Annotated in this window: 23 protein-coding genes, 1 riboswitch and 2 other annotated features; of the genes, 13 read left to right on the forward strand and 10 right to left on the reverse strand. The window is 40.0% G+C overall.

The annotated features are described in order from the left end of the window. Window positions 1–19: 19 nt before the first annotated feature. On the forward strand, window positions 20–280 hold the full coding sequence (locus tag BK575_RS06180) for a hypothetical protein (RefSeq protein WP_078409386.1): 261 nt from the start codon (window positions 20–22) through the stop codon (window positions 278–280). Between the two features lie 37 nt (window positions 281–317). After that, the gene (locus BK575_RS06185; RefSeq protein WP_078409387.1) at window positions 318–683 is read left to right on the forward strand and encodes a DUF1798 family protein; all 366 of its coding nucleotides are present in this window, start codon (window positions 318–320) and stop codon (window positions 681–683) included. A 262-nt stretch (window positions 684–945) separates the two neighbouring features. On the opposite strand, the gene BK575_RS28340 is transcribed toward BK575_RS06185, so the two are convergent. Next, complete coding sequence (locus BK575_RS28340) at window positions 946–1113, reverse strand: hypothetical protein (protein ID WP_169907580.1); 168 nt, start codon at window positions 1111–1113, stop codon at window positions 946–948. A gap of 187 nt (window positions 1114–1300) precedes the next feature. Further along, a complete protein-coding gene (locus tag BK575_RS06190) occupies window positions 1301–1501 on the reverse strand; it encodes a YppF family protein (protein WP_028396991.1) in 201 nt (66 codons plus the stop codon). 367 nt (window positions 1502–1868) lie between these two features. Between BK575_RS06190 and BK575_RS06195 the strand changes: the two genes are divergently transcribed. Then, complete coding sequence (locus BK575_RS06195; protein ID WP_078409388.1) at window positions 1869–2267, forward strand: YppG family protein; 399 nt, start codon at window positions 1869–1871, stop codon at window positions 2265–2267. Window positions 2268–3053: 786 nt separating this feature from the next. On the opposite strand, the gene cspD is transcribed toward BK575_RS06195, so the two are convergent. Then, complete coding sequence (cspD, locus tag BK575_RS06200; protein ID WP_028396993.1) at window positions 3054–3254, reverse strand: cold-shock protein CspD; 201 nt, start codon at window positions 3252–3254, stop codon at window positions 3054–3056. Between the two features lie 300 nt (window positions 3255–3554). Between cspD and BK575_RS06205 the strand changes: the two genes are divergently transcribed. Together BK575_RS06205 and BK575_RS06210 are read left to right on the forward strand one after the other, a co-directional pair. After that, the gene (locus BK575_RS06205; RefSeq protein ID WP_078414667.1) at window positions 3555–4223 is read left to right on the forward strand and encodes a GntR family transcriptional regulator; all 669 of its coding nucleotides are present in this window, start codon (window positions 3555–3557) and stop codon (window positions 4221–4223) included. Beyond that, a complete protein-coding gene (locus BK575_RS06210; protein ID WP_078409389.1) occupies window positions 4224–5192 on the forward strand; it encodes a DMT family transporter in 969 nt (322 codons plus the stop codon). 92 nt (window positions 5193–5284) lie between these two features. On the opposite strand, the gene BK575_RS28345 is transcribed toward BK575_RS06210, so the two are convergent. Both BK575_RS28345 and BK575_RS28350 read right to left on the reverse strand, forming a co-directional pair. After that, window positions 5285–5455, reverse strand: a complete 171-nt coding sequence (locus tag BK575_RS28345) for a hypothetical protein (protein ID WP_169907582.1) — start codon at window positions 5453–5455, stop codon at window positions 5285–5287. A gap of 52 nt (window positions 5456–5507) precedes the next feature. Next, window positions 5508–5666: a hypothetical protein gene (locus BK575_RS28350; protein WP_169907584.1), complete on the reverse strand. Its 159-nt coding sequence runs from the start codon at window positions 5664–5666 to the stop codon at window positions 5508–5510. Window positions 5667–5961: 295 nt separating this feature from the next. Here BK575_RS28350 and BK575_RS28355 point away from each other — a divergent pair, with 295 nt between their 5' ends. From BK575_RS28355 to BK575_RS06220, 3 genes are all read left to right on the forward strand, one after another. Then, entirely contained in the window at window positions 5962–6108 is a 147-nt protein-coding gene (locus BK575_RS28355; RefSeq protein ID WP_169907586.1) for a hypothetical protein, read from the forward strand. 227 nt (window positions 6109–6335) lie between these two features. Next, window positions 6336–6451: riboswitch (SAM riboswitch) on the forward strand. Between the two features lie 89 nt (window positions 6452–6540). Continuing rightward, a complete protein-coding gene (locus BK575_RS06215) occupies window positions 6541–7689 on the forward strand; it encodes a trans-sulfuration enzyme family protein (RefSeq protein ID WP_078409390.1) in 1149 nt (382 codons plus the stop codon). Further along, window positions 7673–8854 carry a trans-sulfuration enzyme family protein gene (locus tag BK575_RS06220; protein ID WP_078409391.1) on the forward strand — a complete coding sequence of 394 codons (1182 nt, stop codon included), beginning with the start codon at window positions 7673–7675 and terminating at the stop codon, window positions 8852–8854. The genes BK575_RS06215 and BK575_RS06220 overlap by 17 nt, the downstream gene beginning before the upstream one ends. A 65-nt stretch (window positions 8855–8919) precedes the next feature. On the opposite strand, the gene BK575_RS06225 is transcribed toward BK575_RS06220, so the two are convergent. The 3 genes from BK575_RS06225 to putP form a co-directional block, all read right to left on the reverse strand. Further along, the gene (locus tag BK575_RS06225; protein WP_235867318.1) at window positions 8920–9198 is read right to left on the reverse strand and encodes a hypothetical protein; all 279 of its coding nucleotides are present in this window, start codon (window positions 9196–9198) and stop codon (window positions 8920–8922) included. Between the two features lie 58 nt (window positions 9199–9256). After that, window positions 9257–9943 (reverse strand): SIMPL domain-containing protein, encoded by a 687-nt coding sequence (locus BK575_RS06230; RefSeq protein ID WP_078409392.1) that lies wholly within the window; start codon window positions 9941–9943, stop codon window positions 9257–9259. A 210-nt stretch (window positions 9944–10153) separates the two neighbouring features. Beyond that, window positions 10154–11626 carry a sodium/proline symporter PutP gene (gene putP / locus BK575_RS06235; protein ID WP_078409393.1) on the reverse strand — a complete coding sequence of 491 codons (1473 nt, stop codon included), beginning with the start codon at window positions 11624–11626 and terminating at the stop codon, window positions 10154–10156. 277 nt (window positions 11627–11903) lie between these two features. Between putP and BK575_RS06240 the strand changes: the two genes are divergently transcribed. The 3 genes from BK575_RS06240 (at window position 11904) to glpK (ending at window position 14880) form a co-directional block, all read left to right on the forward strand. Next, entirely contained in the window at window positions 11904–12260 is a 357-nt protein-coding gene (locus BK575_RS06240) for a DUF5634 family protein (protein WP_078409394.1), read from the forward strand. Window positions 12261–12533: 273 nt separating this feature from the next. Beyond that, window positions 12534–13358, forward strand: a complete 825-nt coding sequence (locus BK575_RS06245) for an MIP/aquaporin family protein (RefSeq protein ID WP_078409395.1) — start codon at window positions 12534–12536, stop codon at window positions 13356–13358. A gap of 31 nt (window positions 13359–13389) precedes the next feature. Continuing rightward, window positions 13390–14880, forward strand: coding sequence for a glycerol kinase GlpK (glpK, locus tag BK575_RS06250; protein WP_078409396.1), 1491 nt, complete (start codon window positions 13390–13392; stop codon window positions 14878–14880). Between the two features lie 102 nt (window positions 14881–14982). Here the strand turns inward: glpK and BK575_RS06255 are convergent, their stop codons facing one another. Together BK575_RS06255 and pepF are read right to left on the reverse strand one after the other, a co-directional pair. Further along, window positions 14983–16380, reverse strand: coding sequence for a M28 family peptidase (locus BK575_RS06255; RefSeq protein ID WP_169907588.1), 1398 nt, complete (start codon window positions 16378–16380; stop codon window positions 14983–14985). Between the two features lie 436 nt (window positions 16381–16816). After that, entirely contained in the window at window positions 16817–18706 is a 1890-nt protein-coding gene (pepF, locus tag BK575_RS06260) for an oligoendopeptidase F (RefSeq protein WP_078414670.1), read from the reverse strand. Between the two features lie 242 nt (window positions 18707–18948). Between pepF and BK575_RS06265 the strand changes: the two genes are divergently transcribed. Both BK575_RS06265 and BK575_RS06270 read left to right on the forward strand, forming a co-directional pair. Further along, a complete protein-coding gene (locus BK575_RS06265; RefSeq protein WP_078409397.1) occupies window positions 18949–19146 on the forward strand; it encodes a hypothetical protein in 198 nt (65 codons plus the stop codon). 547 nt (window positions 19147–19693) lie between these two features. Beyond that, window positions 19694–19925, forward strand: a binding site (T-box leader). A gap of 50 nt (window positions 19926–19975) precedes the next feature. After that, window positions 19976–20207, forward strand: a binding site (T-box leader). Between the two features lie 173 nt (window positions 20208–20380). Continuing rightward, window positions 20381–21457 carry a bifunctional 3-deoxy-7-phosphoheptulonate synthase/chorismate mutase gene (locus BK575_RS06270; RefSeq protein WP_078409398.1) on the forward strand — a complete coding sequence of 359 codons (1077 nt, stop codon included), beginning with the start codon at window positions 20381–20383 and terminating at the stop codon, window positions 21455–21457. Window positions 21458–21503 lie beyond the last annotated feature (46 nt).

Consider the following 21503-nt stretch of genomic DNA (forward strand, 5'->3'; position numbering starts at 1 on the left):
AAATGTGGAGGGGATTTTCATGAAAGAGCAATGGGTCGGGAAGATGGAAATGCTGGATTTGTTGGATGCTGTTTTAGGTGATTTGGAAACAGTGGAACAAGAAATTTCCACCAAAATTGATGAAGTTGTCTCTTTACATGAACATACTCAGAGAGAAAGCCTTCGATCGATTGAACATGCTATAAGTGAAATCGAAAATGTGACATTGGCACTGCAAGGACAATCCGATAAGCGAGAATGGAGAAGTCACACAGGAGAGGCCATTCTGCGAACGGTTTAATTTTTCATGATACAATAGCATCGTAGAGGTGACGGAAATGAATGAATATAAAGAAGAGCTTCTCTCATTGACAAATAAAATGCTGCAGTATAATGAAGAGGCGTTCAAACGATTAGAAGAGAATAAGGAAGAGGAACCATCAGATACTTTTTTTTATCAGCAGATCAAACCATATGTTGATGTTTTTGATGAACAAGTCCATCGCTGGAGTGTCGTGTGCGAGAGATGGATTAAAGATACACAGCCGAAATATATTCATAAACAGCAAATCGAAACAGCTGCAGACAATCTTCAGCAAGTCGTTTTACAATCTTTTTATGTAAGCTCAAGAAACGTAAGAATCAAAAAAATGATTCATGCCAACAAATATACCCTTACATCCATTTTGGAATCTTTTCAATAAGCTCTGTTAAATATTTTTCACGAATGAGTTAAAAATAAGCGACAATCAACGTCGTTATTTAACACGGACTTTCAATAAAAGTGAAGATCTCCTTTCAGAAAGGGTTATCCCATAAGTTCAGAAAAGGGAGATAATATGGGTTTTAAACTGAAATGAACCGTCAAGCAACTATCTGGTTTTACTGGATTTCTCATGACGGTTCATTTTCAGGAGGGTGAATCAACCGCATGGTTTCCATGCGGTTGATTCACCCTCTTTTGGGTTACTCTTCTACTACTTTAATCGATACTGGAGGGGTGTTTTCACTTGCTACAGGCTCAATGTCTAGTACAGCTTGTTGATGACGTTTTGCTTGAGCTTGCTGGCCATGCTTTGGACTTTCTGGCTCATGACCTTTTTGTTTATGATTAAAGTTTTTTCCGCGTCCCATGAAAATCGACCTCCTATAAAAATGATGTGACTACATTTTTAATATGAGATTTTTAAGCTGTTTTATCCCTCATTAACAGGGAGTAAGACTTCGATTTTAAGATTTGGGATTGATTTTACAATTTTAATGGAAATAAAAAAGAGGGCGAATGACAGGAAATCCTGTTTCATTCGTCCTCTTATAACACTTAAGCTTTTTCCTCTAAGATTGAAAAATAGGGCTTTTCAGCACCATTTAATTCCAATTCACGAATTAACTGCTTGTACTCCGTGATTGAAATTTCACCCCTTAAATATTTCTGCTGTGCAAAGTCTAGTAGTTCATTTCCATCTTCGGGCTCATACTGCTTAAAAGCAATAAATTTGTTTCGAAGTTCATTTACACTCATGGAAATCCCCCCTAATCCCCCAATTACTATAATTTTATCATGATTTTGAGAGGATGCTTTTATTTGAAAAATTTAGACTTCCGACAAATTGTGACAAAAATGTGACATTTTTTCTGGATTTAATAAATTTATCTTTGTTAAAGTTTTTTCTCTAATTAGGGAACTCAAGTTTAAAATCGTTTGGTTTTTATGTTTTTATGGAAAATGGGCCGTCATTTAACTCTTGGCATTCAAAGTTTCCATCATGGTCCATTTTACGTGGATGAAGGGAAAGGGATGATTTGCCCCTTTCCCTTCATCCATATACACCTATTTTTTCTTTGCTCATACAATAAAGAAGAGATGTAAGATCAGGGAGGTTAAAAGGATGATTCCAACACCATATTACGGTACTCAGCTTCAGCGCATGGAGTATCCATATTCATACCCATTTGCCTCGTATCAGCCGTCATTTCCCATGAATCCTTATTGGCCAATGTACGGAGAGCATGGAGCACAAATGGGCAATATGAATATGATGAACCAATTGCCTAACATGCCTTATATGGGGCCGAGACCGCCAATGGCCAATATGTATCCGACTCCATATCCGGCACCTTCACAAAAGGCACAGCCAAAACAAATGCAATCAATCATGTCACAGTTCAAGACATCTGATGGAAATCTGGATATTAATAAAATGATGAATACCGCAGGACAAATGATGAACGCGGTAAATCAACTAAGCGGGATGGTGAAGGGGGTCTCGGGAATCTTTAAGGTATAAGGATTCTCGGGGGATTTGCCCCTTCTTTTTTATTTACTTGCTTACTTACTCTTTTTCTTATGATGCGCCATGATGATAGTGGAATTGTATCACTTTTAAACAAGACGGAGAAATCAACTTTTGAATATCATAAGGGAGCAGGGTACCTAGTTTAATCACGTTTATTTTTTAAAATTTTGCTTATGGTGGAAAATAAGTAAGAAAGAAGGATAATAATCGCTCCTAAGGATGAGATGTATAGCAAAAGAGATATCACAGATTCGTTGGAAAAAATAAATTGATACAGCCAATCCCACCTCGGCAACATAAGCATCACCTCGCTATCTAAAATTCTGGATAGTCCAGTATATGCAAAAGAGGCGTTATCCGGAAGTGGACAAGCATAAGGGGGATGATTTAGGAAGCGGCTGAAATAAAAATACGTTAAATCAAGTTTTTAAACTTTTGCAAAGGTATAGTATAGTAGTAGCTAATTGATAGAAGTACACTACCGTTTACAACTAAAGAAGAGGCTGCTAAAACTATTATTAAAAAAATCGGAATTACAGAATTACAATCCATTCAGTCGCAAGTAAAAGACGGAGTGACAGCAGAGGAAAAACAGGAGATATTGAATAAAGTGGAAAGTAAACTGACAGAAGAAGAGATATTAGCTTTAAAGGTTCTAGCCTATAAAGAGTTGAATCAATAAAGGAAACTTCTATCTACTGTCCGTTAATGAGGATAAAAAATTAGCCTGGATAGATGCAAAAAAGAGAAGGGGTTACCTTCTCTTTTAAATGTCAATTATTTTTTAACTACGTTAGTAGCTTGTGGTCCGCGAGCACCTTGCTCAACTTCGAAAGAAACTTCTTGTCCTTCTTCTAAAGACTTGAAGCCTTCACCTTGGATAGCGCTGAAATGTACGAATACATCGTCTCCGCCTTCAACTTCGATGAATCCAAAACCTTTTTCTGCGTTAAACCATTTAACTTTACCAGTTTGCATTAAAAAATCCTCCTAAAAATGTACTTCTATGTACATATCCATTTTCGACCATCTTACAAATAATAAAAAGATATTGAAAAACTGCAACCTCGCAGAAGATTTAACTTTGCCATCTTCTTTGAAGTTACAGCTCACTTAAATCTTTATTGTATTAAAAGTAAAATGGTTTAAAGCCACTATATCACTTCGCTAGTAGAAAAGCAAATAACGTTCAATATAAAAAGGATATGTGTGAGAATATGCGAATTAAAAATTCAAAATCTTGTTGAAACGAAAAGTGATATGCGATATATTGGTTTTGTGAAAAATAATAACATAAAACCCATTAAACGTTCCTCATTTAGAGATGAAGTGTATGAAACCTTAAAAAAAGCAATTATTATGTTGGAATTCGAACCGGGACAGCGTTTAAACGATAAGGAATTGGCTGAGGACTTTGGAATAAGCCGGACTCCAGTCAGAGAAGCGCTCAAGCGTCTTGAAGATGAGGGTCTTGTACAATCCATTCCTGGCTCGGCCACTCGTGTAGCTCTTCTTGATATAGAGGAGGCAAAGCATGCTTTTACCGTTGTGGCTGTTTTACATTCATTAGCTGCTCGTCTTGCAGTCCCATCATTAACAGAAAGGGAAATAAAAGCACTGGAAACAAGTAATGAAGCTTTACGAATATCACTTGAGCAGCATGATGTGGCAAATGCTATTGAAGCAGACGAAGCGTTTCACGGCGTTTTCTTAAATATAACGGGAAATCCTGAAATTGTGATGGCATTAGAAAGAATCGTCCCTAAGATTCACCGCTTGGAAATATCGCAGTTTGCTTCCATTAAAGGTTTACAATCGGTGGAGCAGCACGAACAGATCATTCTCTCCTGCAAAAAGGGAGATAGCGAAGAAACGGCTCGCCTTGTTGAAGAAAATTGGCTGAGTCTTGGTGAGTTGTTAACATTAAACAAAGATGAGGTGAAATGATTGCGTCCTCTTTTTCTAGGAATTTGTGCAGCTCTTTTCTTTTCATTTACGTTCATTTTGAACCGGGCCATGGAATTATCGGGTGGCAGCTGGATATGGAGTGCTTCACTAAGGTATCTGTTTATGATTCCTTTACTTTTTGTTATTGTAGCCGGAAGAAAGAATTTCCGTCCTCTTTTGCAAGTGATGAAAGAAAATCCCGGAAGATGGGTGCTATGGAGTTTTGTCGGGTTTGGGTTGTTTTATGCACCTTTATGCTTTGCGGCTGCTTATTCACCTGGGTGGCTCATTGCGGGAACATGGCAAATTACCATCATTTCCGGCTCTCTGCTTGCTCCGTTTTTTTATGAAACGATTCAAACCGCAAACGGGACGAAAAAACTTCGGGGGCAGATTCCGTTGAAAGGTCTTACCATGTCTCTCATTATATTATTGGGTGTGGTATTGATGCAGATTGAACAAGCGCAACATATTTCCATGAAAGAATTATGGCTCGGAATCATCCCGGTTATCATCGCTTCTTTTGCGTATCCGCTGGGCAATCGAAAAATGATGGAATTATGCGATAATCGATTAGATGCTTATCAGCGTGTGCTGGGCATGACTTTGGCGAGTCTTCCTGTTTGGCTGTTGCTTTCTGCCTATGGTTTGATGTCAAATGGCCTGCCAAGTAAAGAGCAGACCATTCAATCCGGTTTAGTCGCGATTTGCTCTGGAGTTATCGCAACCGTTCTTTTCTTTAAAGCAACAGACATGGTGAGAGGAGACATGCGAAAACTGGCTTCTGTTGAAGCTACCCAATCCATGGAAGTCCTTTTTACATTCATGGGAGAGTTTCTTTTTCTAGCTGTAATCATTCCAACCCCTTTATCTTGGTGGGGAATGCTGATATTAATGATTGGAATGATTGCACATAGTTATGCTTCAAGAATGGAACCGTTGCCGAAAGCGGAAAAGGTCAGTTTTTGATGGACGACTGAATAAGCGGACAATACTTATTAAAATAAAGAAAGAATGAACCACCCGCGGATAGGAGGGTGGTTCATTCCAATGGAGACATCTTAGAAGGTACTTGTCTTGTGCTTTTGAGCTGTCTCCTGTTTGTATTTTTCCGCCAGCAATTCAAATACTTGATTATAACTGAGGCCGGACTGGGCATTCAAGCGTTTGACTTCCTCCACATTTGTGCTGCTTTTTGGAAAAGATAAGCTGTTCAATAAAAAACACCCCATTTGTTTGATTCTCCATTGCCGATCAGGACGGCCGTTGCTGATAGGAGGTTCTTTATTTAAAATACTGGTTAAACTTTTCATCACGTTTGTGCGTATAATATGGATTTTCTTCTTCAGGACTTTTCGGATCCAGATTTGTCTTAATAACTAATGAAGGGGAAGAAGACGGTTGGGCGTAAAGTCGTTTCCCTGTGCCATGTTTATCTGTCATATTGCTTACACCTCCCTATCTTTAAAGTGGATTTGTTTTAAACACTTTATGTAAAGGAGGCGCTATTTCTAAAGGCTCCCTTTGTTGGCTGGAATTGGGGCTCTACTTCAAACATATTTTCAATGAAATCACAAAAAATAAAGGAGGCAAAAGTGAAAGGGGTGCTTTCAGATGTCCAAAAAGCCAAACAAACCTCAAAAAACCAATATGGAATTTGGAAAAGAATTCACGGGAAAATCAACGAAAACTGAAGTAGGAAACAAGCAAAAGAAAAAATAAGGAGCGTGTACTGATTATGACAAACCGCAATGATAATCGTGAGCGAAGAAATAAATACCCAAACAATAAGCAGCAACCAGAGTTTGCAAAAGAATTCTCCATTCAAAAAGATGCTACACCTGAAGAAAATCCAAAATATGGGAGTAAATCTCATAAAAATTAAAGAATAAGAAGTGTTTAGGGTTTGAGGAGAAATTTTAGGCCTTAGAGAATATTTTAATGAATAAAATCGCCAAAAAAGAGCCGAATTCATTCATCAGCGCCTCTTTATGGCGGTTTTTTTATAATTTTATCTATATACAATTATGATTTTTCGGAAAATTATATTGACAAAAGTTGTTGTTGTGATTAAATTTAAAGAATAAGAAAAATAATCAAATAATTGTATCACTCTTATCCAGAGAGGCGGAGGGACTGGCCCTGTGACGCCCGGCAACCATCAAATCAATATGTTTGATTTGAACGGTGCTAATTCCTGTAGAACAAATCGTTCTAGCAGATGAGAGTTTTCGTTATCACGGTGAATGAAACGAACACTCTTCTTACTGCGGAAGAGTGTTTTTTATTGAATTTTTAAGATTAAGGAGAGAGAGACATGCATATTGAGACATTGTTAGTTCGATCAGGGGTAGGAAAAGACCCTTCCACCGGCTCCATTACAACCCCTATTTATCAATCTTCCACATTCCAGCATCCGCGTCTTGGGGAAAGTACGGGATATGATTATTCACGTACAGCCAATCCGACAAGAACAGCCCTTGAAGATGCGATTGCTGCATTAGAAAGCGGAGCAGAAGGTTATGCATTTGCCTCGGGTATGGCGGCGATTGCAGCGGTTTTTTCTCTATTTAAAAGCGGTGATCACTTAATTGCATCAGAAGACTTATACGGGGGAACATACCGGATTTTAAGTGATGTTTTAGAGAACTCAGGGATACAAGTAAGTTACGTCAATACAGGTGATATTGAGGCGGTAAACGCAGCTGTCCAAAGCAATACAAAGGCAGTATTCATTGAAACCCCGACAAACCCATTAATGCAAGTGACAGATATTGCGGCAGTGGTGGACATTGCCAAAAGCCATCGATTCCTTACAATCGTGGATAACACGTTTATGTCTCCTTATCATCAACGTCCGATTGAATTGGGAGCGGATATCGTTGTACATAGTGCCAGTAAGTATATTGGCGGGCACAATGATGTCATTGCAGGATTGGTCGTTACTCGATGTAGTGAGCTTGGAGAGAAAGTTAAATTTTACCAAAATGCCATAGGTGCTATTTTAGGTCCTCAAGACAGCTGGCTGTTGCTGCGAGGGGTCAAAACATTAGCGTTGAGGATGGAAAAACATCAAGAAAATGCACTGGAAATCGCCCGTTGGTTAGTCGAACAGACTGACGTAGTGGAGCATGTATATTATCCTGGGCTTGAGACGCATCCAGGTTATGAAATCATGAAAAAGCAATCAAGCGGATTTGGAGGCATGCTTTCTTTCTCTGTTCGTGAAGAAGACTTGGTCCCGTTTTTGCTTGAACATTTAAAGTTGATCACATTCGCTGAAAGCTTAGGCGGAGTGGAAAGTCTTATTACTTTCCCGGCACGTCAAACACATGCTGACATTCCGGAAGAAATCCGAAACGCCATCGGAGTGACAAACCGATTGCTTCGATTCTCCGTAGGAATCGAAAATGCAAATGATTTAATTCAAGATTTGAAGGAGGTATTTGATGCATACAGAAAATAAAGATCGTATACAATTTGGGACAAAACTTATTCACGCGAAAACAGATATCGGCAGTCATTACGGGGCTGTTAACGTCCCGATTTATCAAGTGTCTACTTTCCATCAAGATGTTGAGGCAGACAATCGTTATGATTATTCACGTTCTGGGAATCCGACGCGTGAAGCGCTTGAACAAACAGTCGCGCAGTTGGAAGGGGGAAGTGCGGGATTTGCCTTTGCATCGGGAATGGCGGCCATTGCGTCCGTCCTTTGTCTATTCAAAAGCGGGGATGAAATCATTGTTTCTCATGACAGCTACGGCGGAACATATCGCGTGCTTACACAACTTTTTTCAAGGTTTGGAATTAAGACGCTGTTCGTAGATACAACGGATCTCGCTGAAATCGAAAAAGCTGTAACACCAAATACGAAGGGATTATATATCGAAAGCCCGTCCAACCCATTTTTAAATGTCACTGATATTAAAGAAGCGTCTGCAATCGCTAAAAAGCACGGCCTTATTACCATTGTGGATAATACGTTCATGACGCCATACTTACAGCAGCCATTGGCATTGGGAGCAGATATTGTCATCCACAGTGCGACGAAATATATTGGCGGCCACAGCGATGTAGTCGCAGGCGTTGTTGTAACGGCTTCGGAAGAATTAGGGAAAGAAGTGAAGTTTGTTCAGAATGCTTTTGGAGCAGTACTAGGTCCCCAAGACAGCTGGTTGCTGCTTCGTGGTATCAAAACATTAAAAGTTCGATTGGAGCAGCAGCAACAAACGGCAGAGAAGCTGGCACAATGGCTCAAAGAACATCCATTAGTGGAGCATGTGTATTATCCGGGCTTAACCGACCATCCTCATCACGAACTGTCTAAAAAACAAGCTTCTGGTTTCGGCGCTATTATCTCTTTTGCGGTTAAAGATGAAGAAGCGGCCCATCATTTCTTAAAAACCGTTTCGCTTCCATCTGTCGGTGTGAGTCTGGGAGGAGTTGAGTCGATTTTGACTCATCCTGCAACGATGTCACATGCAAGTATCCCGAAAGAAACGCGGGAAGAACGAGGCATTACCGGTTCACTCCTCCGATTATCTGTCGGGTTAGAAGAGCCAGAAGATTTACAAGCTGATTTCGCCCATGCGCTTGAAAGCAGTCTAATTTCTGTCAAAACACCTTAATATAGCTAATACGTAAATAAGGTGACATGGATGTTGTTAGTCCATGTCACCTTATTTATGTGAATTTATAGGGCAATGTAGATAGAATGGTATAAAGAGAGGAGCCCATCCTTTAATTCTTGTTCTAAATCCGCATCTTCTATTCTCTTTACAGCCCATTGGAGCTTCACATTCGCTGGCTGACGTACACGGGGATGGGTCATTTCGTCCAACAAGTCTTTTTTGATGGTCTCATATAACAAATCTTGTTCATTCTTATCGTTGTTAAGCTGAAGAGAACGGTTGGTCCACAATCTACGATAGGCGTTCAACAGGTGAACATACTCGGTTTCCTGGTAAGTCACGAATATACCTCCTTTTCCTTCACTAACTATATCAAATAGGAGGAAAAAGATTCAATTCTCACACGTATGAAAAGACGACTTTAACTTTTGCCTCGATTTGCTGTTCACCAGGCTGGATAGGAGGGACCGATGAGGCTGCTAAAACGGTGGCTTTTGCTTCGAATGACCGTTCATAAACTGGGGAGAGTGTTTCTTCAATCACTTCGATGGGCTGCTCTTGAAGGGTAACCCTTAGTGAACGGGCGATTGTATATGCTTTTTCAGTGGCGTTTTGAACAGCAGCTTTTAATGCTTCCTGATAATAAAGATCTGCATTTTGCAGTTGAAATTGCAGGTTCCGGGCAATGTTTGCTCCATTTGCAACAGCTGATGCATAGACTTCCCCGGCTTGTTTTACGTCTTTGACAGTAATCGTGAATAAGTGTTGTACTTCATAGCCAATCAATGTTGATTTTCCTTCACTGTATTCATATTTCGGATTGATGGTAAAAGAAGAAGTTTCAATTTGCTGATCTGATAAACCGAGCTGATGGAGCGCCTCTATCAATTGAGATGCTGCAACGGAATTTTGTCTGAGGGCTTCTTGAACATTTTGATTTTCCGTTGTTATCCCAATGGTCATCATAATGGTATCCGGCATCGCTTCAATCGTCCCTTGCCCGTAAACGGTAATAGTGCGATTTGATTGAGAATGAGATGCCGCATTATTCCGGTGGGGAGGGTAAGGATGAAAAGATGGGTTCATGGCTGATTCTCCTTTCTAAACTGCCGTGTAATGCATTCAGTAAAAGATATGTAAAGGAATCGCCTTTATTCACATTCATGGGTCTCTAATTAATCACCAAAATAAATTCTTTTTTAATGAAAGGCCCCATTACTTAATCCCGATTTTACTGCAAACTTCATAACGGGGCCTTTCAGAAGATTAATGGAAAGGGCAAAACAGCCCTTTCCATTAATCTTCTTGCATCACTTCTTCCATTTCTTCAAATGTATCTTGCACCTTTTCAGACGGTTCTTTTGTTAGCAAGCTGACGATGATGACGGCAATCAAGCTAAGAAAGAATCCAGGAATCATTTCATACATGATTTCTTTTAAGTTAGGAATATTTACCCACACAAGGACCGTAACTGCTCCTGTCACAATACCGGCAAGGGCTCCCCACTTCGTCATGCGTTTCCAATATAGACTCAATAGAATAGCAGGTCCGAATGCTGAACCAAATCCAGCCCATGCATACCCGACAAGGTTTAAGATTGTATCATTTGGTGTATAAGAAAGGAAAATACCTATTATTGCCACGAGCAATACAGCCAAACGGCCAATTAGTACAAGTTCTTTATCTGTTGCATCCCGGCGGAAGAATGATTTATAAAAATCTTCTGTCATTGCACTTGATGTTACAAGCAGCTGCGAGGAAATCGTGCTCATAATGGCTGCGAGAATCGCCGCCAATAAGAATCCTGTAATATAAGGATGGAATAAGATATCAGAAAAAACAATGAAGACTGTTTCCGGGTCGACAAGCTGCTCATTATGGATGGAATAATAGGCGATGCCAACTAGACCTGTCAGCATGGCCCCAATAATAGAGATAGCCATCCAGCCAATGCCGATACGGCGTGCTGTTTTTAGCTCTTTAACAGAGGAAATAGCCATAAAACGAACGATAATATGCGGTTGCCCAAAATAGCCTAACCCCCATGCCAAAAGAGAAACAATTCCTAAAACAGATGTTCCTTTAAAGAAGTCGAGCAAAGAAGGATCAATGCGGCGAACTTCATCTAGAGCGAGCTGTACTCCTCCCACATCTGTAAAAGCGACAACCGGTACTAAAATAAGAGCGATGAACATAATGATACCTTGTACAAAGTCAGTTAAACTTACGGCTAAAAATCCGCCAAACAATGTATAAGCTACTACCACTCCGGCTGTAACAAACAACCCTAGTTTATAGTCCAGACCGAATGAGGCTTCAAATAGGCGTCCACCGGATACGAGCCCCGCTGATGTATATAATGTGAAGAAAATAATGATAACGATCGCTGAGACGAACCGAAGCATTTTCGTATGGTCCTTAAAGCGGTTTTCAAGAAAGTCGGGGATTGTGATGGAATCATTGGCTACTTCTGTATACGTACGGAGTCTTGGAGCAAGGATTAAATAGTTTACATAGGCACCAATCAATAAACCGACGGCAATCCATAGACTGGACAAACCGCTCGCGTACATGGCGCCAGGCAATCCCATCAGCATCCATCCGCTCATATCCGATGCTCCTGCGGATAAAGCGGTAACTGCAGGACCAAGACCTCTTCCTCCCAACATATAATCGTTAAGATCGGATGTTTGTTTAAAAGAATATAAACCAATCAATAACATCCCAATTAAATAAATACCTAATGAAATAAAAATTTCTAGTTGCACAAAATCTCTCCTTATTTCTTTTATAGAATCTCTTCAATGAGAAATGATAACTATTCAGCTTGAATAACCGTTCAAACTACTTACAGTTATCTACGGTAACAATAAATACCCCCTCTTTCAAGTGATCTAAACCTCTTGTCATTCTAAGTTTTATCTCTGTATACCCCATGGTTATGACGAAGAAAACGCTTGCAAAAATATATTAAAGTAAAAATATTCAGAAAATTAATCCGGTAAAAATCGTCCTGTTTTTGAATCGAAAAGGAGGTTTGTATAGTTGTCCCAAAACGGAAACAATAACAAAGAGAAGTTGAGACGAAAGGAGAAAATGGCCATGCAGTTTTTGAAGAGAGAAGAAAGAATGAACGAAATGCTCCATTCGCTGGAACCGCTGTTGGAGCAATATCAATTGGATGAAATCGGAATTTACGAGGAAGAAGGCGTAAATGATCTCTATTACATGGGATATACGGTCAAAAAAGGAGAACATGTGTATATGATTCATCAGCCATATGTAAAAAATGAAAGCAAAGAACTTGCTTTACAAGAAACACAATGGACGATTCAGTCGGAACAAAACGAATCAAAAGGTTACTCATCATTAGAAGATGTATTTAATCAGATTAAAGGATAAGAGTACTTTAATCTGGGAAGGAGGAGGTTTGCTTGTACGGACAGTATAAATGTGACGATTTTTTGAAAAAAATCAATTGACACCGCTTACAACGTCCTTTATAGTTAGGATAACAAGTTGATAAGTTGTGATGGAGAAAACGGAGACTCACGCAAAAATTCCTATTATTTATTTATAGGGTATTTTGTGTTGAGTCTTTGTTTTTTTTATCTTCTTATCGTCTCTATCTATAGAATCGCATAAGTGTTTACAAAAAGAAGAGGAGGAAAAAGCATGACACCATTTTTAGGGGAAGTGTTAGGAACAGCCATTTTAATTATTTTAGGCGGAGGTGTGTGTGCGGGAGTTTCGTTAAAGAAATCTTTTGCTGCGAATTCTGGCTGGATTGTGATTACATGGGGATGGGCATTGGCGGTAACGATCGCCGTATATGCAGTAGGTCAATTTAGCGGAGCTCACTTAAACCCGGCTGTTACATTAGCACTAGCGTTTAAAGGGGATTTTGCTTGGAGCGGTGTACCATCATATATTTTAGCTCAATTTATCGGAGCCATCATCGGGGCTGTTATGGTTTATTTGCACTATTTACCACACTGGAAAGAAACAGAAGATGCCGGCACAAAGCTCGGCGTATTCTCGACGGGCCCTGCTATTAGCCACGCATTTTCAAACGTGTTAAGTGAAATTATCGGAACATTTATCTTGGTTGTAGGCATTCTTTCAATTGGGGCGAATAAATTTACTGATGGCTTGAACCCACTAATTGTCGGTTTCTTAATCTTAAGCTTAGGGCTTTCATTGGGCGGAACAACTGGTTATGCGTTAAATCCTGCTCGTGATTTAGGTCCGAGAATCGCTCATTTCTTTCTCCCTATTCCAGGAAAAGGGGGATCTAACTGGGGGTATGCTTGGATTCCTGTAGTGGGGCCAATCCTCGGCGGATCTTTCGGTGGAGTATTTTATAAAGCGGTATTTTTAGGACAAATGACACAGGAGTTCTGGTTTGTATCAGGTGTTATGGCAATTATTTTAGTTGTATTATATTTCATAAGCAAAAAATCAACAGTTAATACACCAAATAAAAAATTAGCTGCGTAATCGAAAGTAAATATAATTGGAGGTTTTCAAGATGGAAAAATACATTTTATCATTAGACCAAGGAACAACTAGCTCCCGTGCTATCATCTTTAACCAAAAAGGAGAAATTGTACATGTAGCTCAACGAGAGTTTACTCAACATTTCCCAAAACCAGGTTGGGTCGAGCACAATGCAAACGAAATTTGGGGATCCATTCTTGCGGTTATTGCCACATGCCTTTCTGAGTCGGATATTAAACCAGAACAAATTGTTGGTATCGGAATCACGAACCAGCGTGAAACAACGGTAGTATGGGAAAAGGAGACAGGAAAGCCTATATACAATGCCATCGTGTGGCAATCGAGACAAACAGCCGATATTTGTGAAAAGTTGAAAGAAAAAGGTTACAATGACCTTTTCAGGGAGAAAACAGGTTTATTGATTGATGCCTATTTCTCTGGCACGAAAGTAAAATGGATTTTGGACAATGTAGAAGGCGCTAGAGAAAAAGCGGAAAAAGGCGAACTATTATTTGGTACGATTGATACGTGGCTCATTTGGAAGCTTTCTGGCGGGCAGGCCCATGTAACGGATTATTCGAATGCTTCCAGGACGCTTATGTACAATATTCATGAGCTGAAATGGGATGAAGAACTCCTTGACATTTTAACCATCCCAGCTTCGATGTTACCGGAAGTGCGCCCTTCATCTGAAGTATATGCACATACGGTTACATACCATTTCTTTGGTCATGAAGTACCGATTGCAGGTGCTGCAGGAGATCAACAAGCAGCATTGTTCGGCCAAGCGTGCTTTGATAAAGGCATGGCGAAAAATACGTATGGAACAGGATGCTTTATGTTAATGAACACAGGTGAGAAAGCGGTTGCATCTGATCGTGGTTTGTTAACGACAATCGCATGGGGAATAAACGGAAAAGTAGAATACGCTCTTGAAGGAAGTATTTTTGTAGCAGGCTCTGCCATTCAATGGTTAAGAGACGGATTGCGCATGTTTAATGATGCAAAAGATAGCGAGCAATATGCCGCACGTGTTGACTCAACAGAAGGCGTGTACGTGGTTCCGGCTTTTGTCGGGTTAGGAACTCCATATTGGGATAGTGATGTAAGAGGGGCTGTATTTGGTCTCACTCGCGGGACAACGAAAGAACATTTTGTACGAGCAACTCTTGAATCGTTAGCCTTCCAAACGAAAGACGTATTAACAGCAATGGAGGCGGATTCAGGCATTTCTTTAAAAACTCTTCGTGTAGACGGGGGGGCTGTGAAAAACAATTTCTTGATGCAATTCCAAAGCGATATGTTAGGAGTACCTGTTGAACGTCCGGTCGTCAATGAAACCACCGCTCTTGGTGCGGCTTATTTAGCGGGGTTAGCTGTTGGATACTGGAACGGAAAAGAAGAGATTGCCTCACAGTGGAATATTGACAGTTCTTTTAAACCATCTATGCAACCAGAGACAAGTGAAAAGTTATACAGCGGTTGGAAAAAAGCTATTCATGCAACCATGGCTTTTAAATAATAGGTTGAGCCATAATTCAATAAACCATAAATACTGATTGTTTTAATGAAAGGCCCTGCCATGAAATCTTGATTTACTGGATTTTCAAACAGGGCCTTCTCATTATTCTAATTCTCTTTCTTCAAAAGGATATTCTACTTTTTGAGGGGCAACCCTCGCATGTTGTAAGGCCGGTGTATCCGGACGAGCTGCTTGATAAACAGCTGACCCAACAATTTCGGCCACATCTTGCAGTTTTTCTTTACTGATTTTATCAATGGTGTCTTCCGGTGAATGATACCACGGCTCCACAGGTGCATGAATGAACAGGGCAGCTGGAATGCCTGCAACATGGAATGGCTCGTGATCGCTGCGCCCTTCTTTTCCATACGCAACAGCTTCTCCGTTCAATCTAGCTCCTGCAGAAGCTCCAAGGTCTGTCACGGCATTTTGTTCCCCATCAATTGTATACATAATCAGATCGCCTGCATCTTTGCTGCCTACCATATCCATTTGGAACATGCCAACGGTTCGTTTAATTTCATCATCGGATAGGGAATCCACATATTCATATGATCCAATCAGCCCATTTTCTTCAGCCCCAAATGTAACGAAGCGTAATTCTGTATCTGTTGGAAGGCTAGCCATCACGCGTGCCAGTTCTAGTGTCACGGCAGTACCAGAAGCGTCATCATTAGCACCTGGTGCTCCTTCAACGGAATCGTGGTGGGCACCGATAATCATGATTTGATTTGTATCTTTATTTTTTTGGCTTGCAGCCTTTTTGGCCACAACATTATAAGAAGTGCTTTCTTTTGTTTCTGCCCCTCCAATGTGAATGGAAGCCGTTACGGTTTGTCCAGCATCTAATTGGGAGACAATTGCTTCACCTTGCTCTTTCGTTAAAGCAAGAGCCGGAACTAGGTTTTCATCAGGACCGCCGAGTGTACCATTCAGAGTACCTGCAGAATGGTTAAAAATAAGCACTCCTTTTGCTCCCGCCTTTGCAGCATTGACAATTTTTTCGGCAAAGGATATGTCCCCCCGTTTAATAAGAGCTATTTTCCCTTCTAAATTAACCTTTGCCACATCCTCGACTGTTCCAAGACCTGCATATACGAGCTTACCACCTACGTCACCGTTGATTCCATATGTAAAAGTGCTGACATCAGAGAGCCTGTCCCCATTAACGTCAAGAGAAAATTCGTCGGCTTCTTTGTATCCCCAAAACGTAAACGGTTGCAATTCTGATTCATATCCATATGAATCAAACTGTTTTTGGATGTACTTGACGGCATTCTTTTCACCATCCGTTCCTGCCACACGAGGGGATTTGGAGAGGAAATCAATATGGTTATAAATACTGTCCACATTAATACGCTTAATCAATTTGTTATCAAAAGCATGGGCAGAAGGGGATGAAACGGAAGGTGCTGCATAAACAGATGACCCTCCAATACTTACGCTCGCAGCGAGCATCAATGATAGAAGGGGCTTTTTAATAGATTTTTTACTGACCATAAACTTCCTCCTTGAATATGCATGAGTTATTACTAGATTATTGCTTTTGGTAAAAATAGGTAAGTTTATAATTAACCAGGTAAATATGTTCTGATTTTTGTTGGAAAGCTACTTCTTCTGCAGAAAACGGGGGCTTAAAGTCTTGTGTCGAGTATGTGTTTTGTAAGAGAAACGATTTATTCCGTTCTATTATTTGCATCCTTGAGAAGGGAGTATAGTCCTGCTTTTTATTCATTTTTCAAGAAAGTAGAAGGCGGAGGAGCTTTTTTGACATTCAACGAGAAAAACTGTTCAAAATATGAATCAAATAATTCTTTTGTTGTAGCCACTACGTCATTTTCTTTTCTTAATATAATTAAAATAATTTCAATAGAATAAACAACTAAATTAAAAAGGCCTTTTCGCTATGGAAAGATGGAGCGAGAAGGCCTTTTTATTAAATCTTCCCTTGTTTTTTTAAAATCCGTTCCATCTCCGTAACAAGGGAATCGAAATAATTCAATACATGTTCAATCGGTTTTGGAGAATTCATATCTACTCCTGCGTTTTGCAGTAATTGAATAGGATAGTCAGAGGTTCCTGCCGCCAAAAAGTCCAAGTAGCGCTTTGTTGCTGCACCTGTCGGGTCTTCTTTCATTTGTTTAACCAGTTCAAAAGCGGCTGCCATGGAAGTGGCGTATTTATATACATAATACTGCGAATAGAAGTGAGAAATCCGAGACCATCCTACACCGGCCAGTTCGTCCACTTTATAAGAGGGACCGTGATACTTTTGGAGGACATTTGACCACATTTCGTTCAAGCCTTGAGCTGTTAAGCTTTCCTTATTGCGGACTTTGTCATGGATCTTTTTTTCAAACTCCGAATACATGGTCTGAAAATAAACCGTACCCCGAATTGTATCGATTTGCTTGTTAATTAAAAAGAGCTTCTCGTCATCTGTTTTTGCTTTGTTGATTAAATAGTCCATCATGATAAGCTCGTTGGCGGTGGAAGCGACTTCGGCTGTGAAAATGGATTGTCCCCCATGATGATAAGGCTGCTTTTCATTCGTATAGACCGAGTTCATTGCATGTCCCATTTCATGTGCGATGGTCAGCATGTCGTTTAATGACCCGTCATGGTTAAGTAAAATGAAGGGATGGGTATCATATGTGTCCCAATTATAGGCTCCTGTTGCCTTCTTCTTTTTTGGATAAACATCCAGCCATCGGTTTTGAAATCCTGTATTTACTTTTTGGACGTAGTCTTTTCCAAGAGGCTGGAGTCCTTCCGATATCGTGGATTTCGCTTTGTCGATCGGGAATTTCATATCATTCACGACCGACTGATCGACAAGCGGAACATACATATCATAGGCGTGCACTTGGTCAAGTTTTAGCACCCTTTTTCGCAAATCAATGTACCGGTGCAGAGAAGACAAGTTTTCATCGACTGTTGAAAGAAGATTGTCAAATACGCTTGCTGGAATAAAACCACTGGAGAGGCTGGCGTCTAATCCAGATTTGTAATGCCTAGTATCAGCAAGCAGCTCATCGACTTTAACTGACCCGAATAGAGAAGCAGCTGATGTATGTTTAATTCGGTCATAGCTTGTGAAAAAGGCTTTAAAGGCTGCTTTCCGGTAATCACGGTTTTCATGCTCCAATTCTGTAGGGTATGTACTTTCGGATATCTCAACGTTTCGGCCATCCGGACGTTTAATGCTTTCATATTTGATGTCTCCTACCGACGCATTGTCATAAATCTGTTCCGGCACACCTGTAAGGGGAGAGAGCCTGGCAAGTAAAGCTTCTTCTTTTTTGGATAAGGTATGTGCCTTTTGCCGATAGGAAGCTTCCAATTGGAGGGCGTACTCTTTCAAAAGAGTATCTTTTTTTATTTTTTTAAATGTTTGATCGGGAAGAGAAAGCAGTTCAGGTTCAATGTATGAAACAACGGCTCCGTAATCCGCATACAACTGCTCTGTCACTGCACATAAAGTGGCTGCATGTTCATTTTCGATATTCAAATCTTTCATAAGGTGGGCGTACAAGTATAGCTTTTCTACTTTTCGAGCTGTCTTTTCATTCAATTTGAAAAGCTGCAAAAGGGTTTTCGCATTGTCCAGCTTACCTTCGTATTTACTCAACTTAGGTAGTAAGATTTGTTTCACATGTTGCAACTCTTTATTAAAAACCGTTTCGGACTGGTATATATCATTTAAATTCCATGTGTTACTTTCTTGTCTTTGCTCAGCTGCCAAAGGTGTTACAGCCGGTATGGCGCTCAGCGGAGAGAGAACGAGAAGAGAGGTAACCGATATAGATAGAAGAGATGTCTTCATTAAATTAGAGCGATTTCCCATAAAAAAATCCCCTTCCAAATTTTGAGATTATCCACTATGACTAAGCATTCCTCGATTCCCTTGTTTTTATCCCGCATTAAAACTAAAGGGGTAGGGAGCTATACTGGAAACGATTGCTTTAAATGGGTGAATGATATGAGATTAATGAAAAGGAAAATTAAAAAAAGAGACAAGAACGAGGAAACTGCTAATCCTGAAAAACAGATAAGCTAAAAGAAAACATGTTTGAAAAAAATCCGAGGGAAGAAGTCGTATATATTACTGTTGATGATATTAAAAGCAATGGTGACATTAAGCTAATTGATGCAAAAGTACGAGGGATAACGTTAACGAAAGAAGAGTGGCATAAGAAATTCCCAGGAGCTTCGTTTAAAGTAAACGTAAAGACAAGCATCCTGCGAACAGGAGTAATGGATTAATTTTAAAAAACACTTGCAATCGATTTGGAAAAAGTGTAAACTTTAAAAGTTGCTGTTTTAAACATCTTCTTTATATTCCTCGAAATGAGTTATTCTACCATTTTTCTAAAATCCCAGTTATTGAAATGTGTATTTTGCTAAACTTGATTCATACTGGCGCGGTCATCGGAGCCGTGAGGACGAAAGAGAGGTAGGGCTTTCGTTGTTTTAAGTTGCAAAATGAATGAATGTATGCTGATTATTTCTTAAAATATAAAGGAAACTTCACTGAGTGAGAGTTTTATTGCCCCATATAAAAAAAGCTGCCAGAAATTCTGGCAGCTTTTTTGCGTTTTTCTATCTACGTTCCACTTAATAACTCGACACATCTTCATTCAATCAAGACGCATTACAATTGGAGATACAGACAACCGTCATCCGCTTCGGTCATGCCTAATTTTCTAAATCGATTTATATTTTTTTCTGAAAAGTGTTGACATAGAATTGAAATTGACCTTATAATACAAATCATAACAAAGAAACATTAACAAAATCTGGTTTACATATATTTTGAGCGACGAAAGGAAACGAGTAGTGCTTTATCTCCCTGTTTTAGAGAGCTGATGGTCGGTGCGAATCAGTACAAAGATAAGCATGAATTACAATCCTGGAGCTTCTTTTTCGTAGTAAAGAGTCCATCTTTATGAAGGGAAAGACGGTCATATGATCGTTAACAATATCAAGAGGTGAACAAACTTGTTCACAACTAGGGTGGTACCGCGATAATCATCGTCCCTACTGGTTAACCAGTAGGGGCTTTTTTATTAGCATCCCTCTATAATTTCATAAGCAATGAGCAACGAAAGGAAACGAGTAGTGTCTTATCTCCCTGTTTTAGAGAGCTGATGGTCGGTGCGAATCAGCACAAAGATAAGCATGAATTACAATCCTGGAGCTTCTTTTTCGTAGTAAAGAGTCCATCTTTATGAAGGGAAAGACGGTCATATGATCGTTAACAATATCAAGAGGTGAACAAACTTGTTCACAATGAGGGTGGTACCGCGGTGAAAATCGTCCCTGTCGTTAATCTAATACGGCAGGGACGATTTTTTATTTTAAGGAGGTGAGGCAAACTCAGTAGATTGAGAGGAAATACAAACTTTTCTAGTCGGAAAATTTCCAATATTCTATTTGTTTGTAGATGCAAACACTTGTATTTTAATATAAAACTAACACAATTCAGGAGGAATAAACCATGAGCACAAATGAATTAACGGTATTACGAAACAAAATCGATCAAATTAATTTACAGATTTTAAAGTTGTTAAACGAGCGTGGAGAAATTGCTCAAGAAATTGGCCAGCAAAAGAAAAAGCAAGGGGTTAATCGATTTGATCCAGTTCGCGAAAGAGAAGCGCTCGATTTGATTGCGGAGCACCATAATGGCCCGTTTGAATTATCAACGATTCAACATATTTTCAAGGAGATTTTCAAAGCGAGCCTTGAATTGCAGGAAGATGATCATCGTAAAGCCTTACTTGTTTCCAGAAAAGCTCGCCCTGAAAATACGATTGTAGATATAAACGGGGAAACGATTGGAGACGGCCAACAGCGTTTCATTATGGGCCCATGTGCAGTTGAAAGCTATGAGCAAGTGAAAGAGGTTGCATTAGCTATGAAAGAACAAGGACTTACACTCATGCGCGGCGGAGCGTTCAAGCCTCGTACTTCCCCATACGATTTCCAGGGGTTAGGTGTGGAAGGACTGCAAATTTTAAGAAAAGTGGCCGATGAAGTAGGAATGTCCATCATCAGTGAAATCGTCACACCGCATGATGTAGAAATCGCTTTAGAATATGTGGATGTCATTCAAGTTGGGGCACGTAACATGCAAAATTTCGAACTACTTAAAACAGTCGGAAAGATCAATAAACCAGTCCTTTTAAAACGCGGTCTTGCTGCTACGATTGAAGAGTTCATTAATGCAGCAGAATACATCATTGCCCAAGGAAACGATCAAATCATCTTATGTGAACGCGGAATTCGCACATACGAAAAAGCAACAAGAAATACATTGGATATTTCGGCTGTTCCAATTTTAAAGAAAGAGACACATTTACCGGTTGTCGTCGATGTCACGCACTCTACAGGAAGAAGAGATTTACTGTTGCCAACGGCCAAAGCGGCACTCGCAATCGGTGCTGATGCCATCATGGCGGAAGTTCACCCGGACCCGGCAGTTGCCTTATCCGATTCAGCTCAGCAAATGAACATTCCTCAGTTCAACGAGTTCATCAATGAATTGAGCGAGTTTAAAGGAAAGCTGGCATAAAGTGCACCTTCACTCAGCGGAGGGTTATCCCCGCTGAGTGTTAGTT

The organism is Priestia abyssalis (assembly GCF_002019595.1).
GTDB classification, from domain to species: Bacteria; Bacillota; Bacilli; order Bacillales; family Bacillaceae_H; genus Bacillus_BA; species Bacillus_BA abyssalis.

Excerpts from the sequence above, each read along its gene's own strand:
- BK575_RS06180 (WP_078409386.1), top strand. The coding sequence starts at position 20 with ATGAAAGAGCAATGGGTCGGGAAGATGGAAATGCTGGATTTGTTGGAT.
- BK575_RS06185 (WP_078409387.1), top strand. The coding sequence starts at position 318 with ATGAATGAATATAAAGAAGAGCTTCTCTCATTGACAAATAAAATGCTG.
- BK575_RS28340 (WP_169907580.1), bottom strand. The coding sequence starts at position 1,113 with ATGGGACGCGGAAAAAACTTTAATCATAAACAAAAAGGTCATGAGCCA.
- BK575_RS06190 (WP_028396991.1), bottom strand. The coding sequence starts at position 1,501 with ATGAGTGTAAATGAACTTCGAAACAAATTTATTGCTTTTAAGCAGTAT.
- BK575_RS06195 (WP_078409388.1), top strand. The coding sequence starts at position 1,869 with ATGATTCCAACACCATATTACGGTACTCAGCTTCAGCGCATGGAGTAT.
- cspD (WP_028396993.1), bottom strand. The coding sequence starts at position 3,254 with ATGCAAACTGGTAAAGTTAAATGGTTTAACGCAGAAAAAGGTTTTGGA.
- BK575_RS28345 (WP_169907582.1), bottom strand. The coding sequence starts at position 5,455 with ATGGGGTGTTTTTTATTGAACAGCTTATCTTTTCCAAAAAGCAGCACA.
- BK575_RS28350 (WP_169907584.1), bottom strand. The coding sequence starts at position 5,666 with ATGACAGATAAACATGGCACAGGGAAACGACTTTACGCCCAACCGTCT.
- BK575_RS28355 (WP_169907586.1), top strand. The coding sequence starts at position 5,962 with ATGACAAACCGCAATGATAATCGTGAGCGAAGAAATAAATACCCAAAC.
- BK575_RS06215 (WP_078409390.1), top strand. The coding sequence starts at position 6,541 with ATGCATATTGAGACATTGTTAGTTCGATCAGGGGTAGGAAAAGACCCT.
- BK575_RS06220 (WP_078409391.1), top strand. The coding sequence starts at position 7,673 with ATGCATACAGAAAATAAAGATCGTATACAATTTGGGACAAAACTTATT.
- BK575_RS06230 (WP_078409392.1), bottom strand. The coding sequence starts at position 9,943 with ATGAACCCATCTTTTCATCCTTACCCTCCCCACCGGAATAATGCGGCA.
- BK575_RS06245 (WP_078409395.1), top strand. The coding sequence starts at position 12,534 with ATGACACCATTTTTAGGGGAAGTGTTAGGAACAGCCATTTTAATTATT.
- glpK (WP_078409396.1), top strand. The coding sequence starts at position 13,390 with ATGGAAAAATACATTTTATCATTAGACCAAGGAACAACTAGCTCCCGT.
- BK575_RS06255 (WP_169907588.1), bottom strand. The coding sequence starts at position 16,380 with ATGGTCAGTAAAAAATCTATTAAAAAGCCCCTTCTATCATTGATGCTC.
- pepF (WP_078414670.1), bottom strand. The coding sequence starts at position 18,706 with ATGAAGACATCTCTTCTATCTATATCGGTTACCTCTCTTCTCGTTCTC.
- BK575_RS06265 (WP_078409397.1), top strand. The coding sequence starts at position 18,949 with ATGTTTGAAAAAAATCCGAGGGAAGAAGTCGTATATATTACTGTTGAT.
- BK575_RS06270 (WP_078409398.1), top strand. The coding sequence starts at position 20,381 with ATGAGCACAAATGAATTAACGGTATTACGAAACAAAATCGATCAAATT.